Origin of the sequence: Nitratidesulfovibrio oxamicus, assembly GCF_015731765.1 — a bacterium.
GTDB lineage: Bacteria > Desulfobacterota > Desulfovibrionia > Desulfovibrionales > Desulfovibrionaceae > Cupidesulfovibrio > Cupidesulfovibrio oxamicus.
The window spans coordinates 1-5,520 of record NZ_VRYY01000149.1; the positions used below are offsets into that span (position 1 = coordinate 1).

4 protein-coding genes are annotated in these 5,520 nt (G+C 69.4%); 2 read left to right on the forward strand and 2 right to left on the reverse strand.

The window, feature by feature from the left end; translation table 11 throughout:
* Both FVW20_RS06545 and FVW20_RS06550 read left to right on the forward strand, forming a co-directional pair.
* Positions 1–226, forward strand: a 226-nt coding sequence (locus tag FVW20_RS06545; protein ID WP_196608798.1) for a hypothetical protein, incomplete at its 5' end; no start/stop codon positions are given.
* Between the two features lie 102 nt (positions 227–328).
* Positions 329–937, forward strand: coding sequence for a single-stranded DNA-binding protein (locus FVW20_RS06550; RefSeq protein WP_196608799.1), 609 nt, complete (start codon positions 329–331; stop codon positions 935–937).
* Between the two features lie 698 nt (positions 938–1,635).
* Here FVW20_RS06550 and FVW20_RS06555 read toward each other — a convergent pair.
* Both FVW20_RS06555 and FVW20_RS06560 read right to left on the reverse strand, forming a co-directional pair.
* The gene (locus FVW20_RS06555) at positions 1,636–2,490 is read right to left on the reverse strand and encodes a hypothetical protein (RefSeq protein ID WP_196608800.1); all 855 of its coding nucleotides are present in this window, start codon (positions 2,488–2,490) and stop codon (positions 1,636–1,638) included.
* A gap of 561 nt (positions 2,491–3,051) precedes the next feature.
* The coding region (locus FVW20_RS06560; protein WP_231038928.1) for an ATP-binding protein at positions 3,052–5,520 on the reverse strand (2,469 nt) is incomplete at its 5' end.

Consider the following 5,520-nt stretch of genomic DNA (forward strand, 5'->3'; position numbering starts at 1 on the left):
GGCCGCCGCAGGGCAGGCCAGGCCGCAGCCGCGCGACTGCGCCGTGTGCGGGTGCAGGTTCACCCCGGCCACGCTGCGGGACAGGTTCTGCGGTCCCGGGTGCGAGGCGGCGGCACATGGCATGGACCACGGGTTGTTCGAAGATCCGTGGGCCTCGGGGGACATTCCGCCGGATTGTTATGGCCGCGACCTGTTCCGCATGCCGGACATGGTGCTTGGATTCTGAGGCTCGCCGAAGGGCGAGCGGTCGTTACCGGCGAGGGGATCGTGCCGGTTGGCCGCCACACGGCGAGGACGCCGTCCGGAGCGCCCCGCGCCGGTACGGGATATGCCGATCCGCGTGAGCAACGCGATGCGGCTGGTGCGACGCGACCGTCGCAGAGGAGGATGCCGCATGGCGGCTGTGAACAGAGTGATGCTGCTCGGGCGCGTGATGGCCGCGCCCCGGCCAGGAACCGGCACGATCGGTGATTGCGTGCTGTTTTCCGTCAGCACCGAAGGTGCCGGACAAAACGACGCGGGCCAGCGGCACCGGGTGCGCGTCACCGGTGACCAGGCCGCATGGTGCCTTGCGCGGTTGCGGCGCGGCATGCTGGTGCATGTGGAAGGGGAGTTGCTGGCCTGCGCGCAAGAGGGAGAAGCCAGCGCCGTGGTGGCGGCGTGGTTGGTCCAGGCCGTGGAGGATGACAGGCGTTCCGGGCCGCCCGTGCATGCGCGCTTGCATGCGCCAGTCAACCCCGCCGCGTTTTCCGGCGCGATGCACACCGCACGCGCCGAAACACTCCATTCCAAGGCACGGTGCGCCAGAGCGGAGCTTTTCGGTCGGGGGACGGATGAGCAGGCCGGGGACGAAGCGGGGGCGTGGCCGCTTGCGTGGCGGCGGGCTCCGGAGATGGCCGGAGGCGTGCCGGGCATGCCGTCGGGACGAATGCACTGAGGTGCGCACAACATGTGCGTGAGGAAGGCGACCGCAGCCGGTCGCCCGCGAGGCAACGTCAGCCGTGGCCCGAAGTGCCGCGAAACCGGGAGGAAGAACGCATGCAGGGCGCGCAGCAGCCGCAGCAAGGGCTTGTGAACGGGCATGTTACGGAAATGGCGTTGATGCACCGTGGCATCTGCGGGTGTGGTGAGCCACGGTCCATGGACGTTCGCCAGGAGGCTTCACGGCCTTTGGGATGGGGGGGCGGTGCGCAGCATGCGGTCACGGGGCGGGGGCCGGCATGGGGGCGGGTGCACGGCCAGTCGCCCTTGCCGCCCGTGCCTTTTGTGCTGGTCGGGCTGGACGCCATCGGCCGTGCCGTGGGCGCGGGGCAGGGGGCGGTGAAGCGCTGGATTCGGGAGGATGGATTTCCTGCCCGCAGATGCTCGGACGGAACGTATCGGGCCGATCCCGAGGCGGTGCGGCGATGGTTTTGGGGCGGGCGTGAAGCGGCCTCGCACGGGGCTGCCCCGGTCGGGGGGACTGCCGGAACGGCCCCGAATGGTGTTGCCCGAGCCCGTGGAGACGGGCCGGAGCGCGGGCACTAGCCGGAAGCGGGTGCGACCGAAACGAAATTCCGCAACATGCGTGGCCGGGCGGCGGATGTCGCCCGGCCACGCGGCATTGGCATGTGCCTTCGCGCTGATGCGGCTTTTCTATTGCCCCAGGATGGTCACGTTGAATTCGTCGTCCACGGCCACCTTGACGTTGGCGGTGATGCCGATCCAACGCGAGGCCGCCACGGTGAGCGCGGGGAGGGCGCCCTGGATGTCCCGCGAACTGCCCGTGCTGGACACCACCACCTTCCACAATACCGGCCCGGTCAGTTCGGTCTGGGGGGGCAGGCCCTCCACCGTGCCGATGGGGGAGCCGTAGGGCGGTCTGGCGTATTCGGGCGTCTCTTGCCCGGACGGGACCGAAGATGGCGCTTCCGGGGCGATGGCGCGACCGGAGCGCAGGTCACGCGCCTCTACGGACAGGGTGCGGGTGTACACCACCGTCATGGGTGGCGGGTAGCCGTAGCCGGTGCCGAACCCGCGATAGCCGCCGTAGCCCCAGCCCCCGTAGCGGCTGCCGTAGGCCCCGCCGTACCATGGCCGCGAGCCGTAGCCGATGCCCACTCCCACGGACGGGCGCGATGAGTACGAGGGGTCCGGCACCTCGTTCGGGCCGTCCACCTTCCATTCCACCACCACGGCCATGTCCGCCGCCTCGGGGTTGGGGGCCTCGCGGTAGCCGTGCCCGGTGAGCACGGCACGCAGCCGCTGCGTGGACTGGCGGAACATGTCGGCGTTGATGGCGTTCAGCGTGGATAGGGCGGCGCCGGGCGCCAGCACGTAGCTTTGACCGGCCTTGCGGAAGCCGGGGGCCGACACGGCCTGCACGTCGGCCTTCATGCGCGGGGCGCACCCCGAGGCCAGCAGCATGCCCGGAAAGAGCAGGCAGACGAGCAGGCTGGCCAGCAGACGCGGGAGGCCTGAGGGGCGTGAACATGCGATGCGGACGGTCATGGGATATCCTTTGCCTCGCTGCAGGGGATGGCCGTTGCGGGCGGGCGGCTGGCCGCCGTCTGTGTTCCCGGCCCGGCTGGTGCTGTGCGGTCCCGCCCCCCCCCATGCTCCGGGTGAGCCGGGTGAGCCGGGTGAGCCGGGATGTTCCGGGACGGGCCGAGGATTCAATGAACCTCGAACTGGGCGGCGGTCAAGTGGACCGTGTCTTCCGGAATATGTGCATGCGAAGGGGGGCTGTCCATGGCGCACGCAGGCAGGTGTCAGGCGAGGCAGGTGCAGGACACGGGCGGGGCGCCGTGCCGGGGCGGCGAGATATGAGGGGCGCACGTCACGGACGTCCGGCAAGTGCGTGGGCAGCGGGCGTCCCGGCACGCGTCGGGTCTGGCGGCCCTGCGGGTTCGGCGGGCCTGCGGATTTGACGAATCTGGCGGATTCGGGTGCAGGCGTGCACCACCACGGATGTTGCCGTGCCTGCGCCCGCTGCCCATGGCATACGCGGGCACAGGGGGTGGCCCGTGCGCAGGCCCCTCCATGCCGACAGTGACCGCCGTAGGGCAAACCCTAGCGCTGCCGCAGGGGCAGGGTGAACGTGAAATGCGCCCCCTTGCCCGGTTCGGAGTGCAGGGCAAAGCTGCCGCCATGATTGTGGGTGATCAGGAAATACGACACCGACAGGCCCAGTCCGGTGCCTTCGCCGGGGGGCTTGGTGGTGTAGAAGGGGTCGAAGACGCGGGCGCGCACTTCGGGCGTCATGCCCGGCCCGTTGTCGCTTACGGTCACCGCCACCAGGTCGTGGTGACGTTCGGTGCGGATGGTCAGGGTGGGCGGTGCGCCATCGGGCGGCGGCATGCTGGCCAGGGCCTGGGCGGCGTTCTTGAACAGGTTCAGCAGCACCTGCTCCACCTCTGTGGGCAGGCAGGGCACTGGCGGCAGCATTGGGGAATAGTGGCGCACGACGCGCAGTGTGCGGAAGTCGTAGAGTTTCTTCAGGTCGTAATCGTTGGCGGCCAGTTCCAGGGTGTTTTCGATGAGCCGGTGCAGGTCCTGCGGCACGAAAGCGCCGTCGGTGCGGCGGCTGAAGTCGAGCATGTTGGCCACGATGTGCGCGGCCCGCGCGCCCGAAGCGGCAATGTCTTCCAGCATGCGCAATATCTCGCGCCGCTCCAGATAGCCGCGCACCTGGTCCATGCTCAACCCGGCCTCGCGTGCGGCGGCTTCGTTGTCGGGCCGCCCCGCCTCCACCCGGCGGCGCATGTTCTGCACCGCATGCAGGATGCCGCCGAGGGGGTTGTTGATCTCGTGCGCCATGCCCGCCGCAAGGCCGCCCACGGTCAGCATCTTTTCCGTCTGGATCATCATTTCCCGGATGCGTTCGCGCTCGGTCACGTCGTCCACGCGGATGACTGCGCCCTGCGTGCCGTTGGCCACAAGGGGAAAGACCGTCACGTCCTCGTGGCGCACCATGTCGCCATCGTGGCGCAGCAGGCGCTGGCCGTCACGCACCTGGCCGCCTTCCAGCGCCTCGAATACCAGCGGCTTCAGTTTTTCCAGCCGGGGAAACACCTCGCCCAGGGGGCGGCCCACGGCTTCATGGGTTTCCTGTCCCGTGGCGTCCGCCGCGTGGCGGTTCCAGTGGGTAACCAGCCCTTCGGGCGACACCCCGACGATGACCGAGGGCATGGAATCCAGGGTGTTGGCCAGCAGGTTGCGCAGCCGTCGCAGTTGCCGTTCCGATGCGGCCCGGCGGCGCATCATGTAGGCCAGCACGGCAATGGTGGACGCCAGCGAGACCACGAACAGGATCAGCACGTTGATCTGGGTCCGGTACTCCCGGTAGAGCGAGAAGGTGCGGTCGATCACGGTGCTGCCTGACGGCAGGCGGCTTTCGGAGATGCCCCACCGCTTCAGCGCGGGGGCGCGATACACGTAGCGGTTCACTCCTTCGGTCTGGACGGGAACGTCTTCGACGCGCGTGCCGGAAATGACCCGCAGGGCCATGCGGCCCAGCGCCTCTGCCTGAAAGGCCGCCCCGGACACCTTGCCGCCCACCGTGGCGCCGTTCAGGTTGAAATCCACAAGGCAGTGCACGGGCACCCGTGCGGCGGCGGCGATGCGCGCACCCATGTCCTCGAAGGTGGTGGCGTAGCCCACGCTGTCGGAAAAATACACGCCCAGCAGCACCGCCGCGTCCGGCGGCAGGGTGGCCAGCCGCGAGAGCAGGTCGTCGAAGGGCAGGGGCGGAAATTCATGCACCTGCACGCCGTCGGGCAGGCTTGCCAGTTGCCTTTGTACGTCGCGGGCAACGGCCCGTCCGGTTTCGGTGTGGTCGTTGACAAGGTAGATGTGCCGCGTGCCGGGGTGCATCCCCAGCATGGCCAGGGCGGTTTCGCGGGCGGAAAAGGTGCTCAGCACGCCCGATAGCCGGGGGATGGCCGCCGCCAGGCTGTCGTGGGGATGATTCACCCCGCAGAACAGCACGGGCACGCCGGGGAACAGCGCGGCGTGGTGCGCTTCCAGAAAGTCGAGGGCGTCGTCGTCGCTGGTCAGGATGAGGGTGGGGGTGCGCCTCGCGTACTTCAGGGCCAGCACGGCGGCAAAGGATTCGAGGTATTCCGGGGTGTGCACGCGCTTGGAATCCAGGTTTTCCACGCGCAGGGCGATATGGTTGTCCATGGGGGCCAGCATGCGCTCCACCGTGTCGGTGATTTCGCGTACCCGGCCCATGCCCTGTTCGTAGGAATGCAGTATCAGCACTAGGTGGCGACCACTCTGCGCGCCGCGCGCGGCAATGGCGTCGGCCAGGGTCTGGGCCTCGGAATCGGCCACAGACCGGGCCACGGACTCTGGCGTGACGCTGGCGGTGCCCGGTGCTTCTGCCCGGAATCCAGCCTGTGCCCCGGGCTGGGTGCCTGTCTGTGCCACGGCCTGGAACTGGCGCGTTGCCGGTTCCGCAGCCGTGTCGACGGCGTGGGCGGCGTGGGCGGCGTGGGCGGCGTGTGCCGGCAGAGGCCCGGACAGGCAGGCGGTCAA

Coding starts and splice junctions, on each gene's coding strand:
- FVW20_RS06550 (WP_196608799.1), top strand. CDS start 329: ATGCCGATCCGCGTGAGCAACGCGATGCGGCTGGTGCGACGCGACCGT.
- FVW20_RS06555 (WP_196608800.1), bottom strand. CDS start 2,490: ATGACCGTCCGCATCGCATGTTCACGCCCCTCAGGCCTCCCGCGTCTG.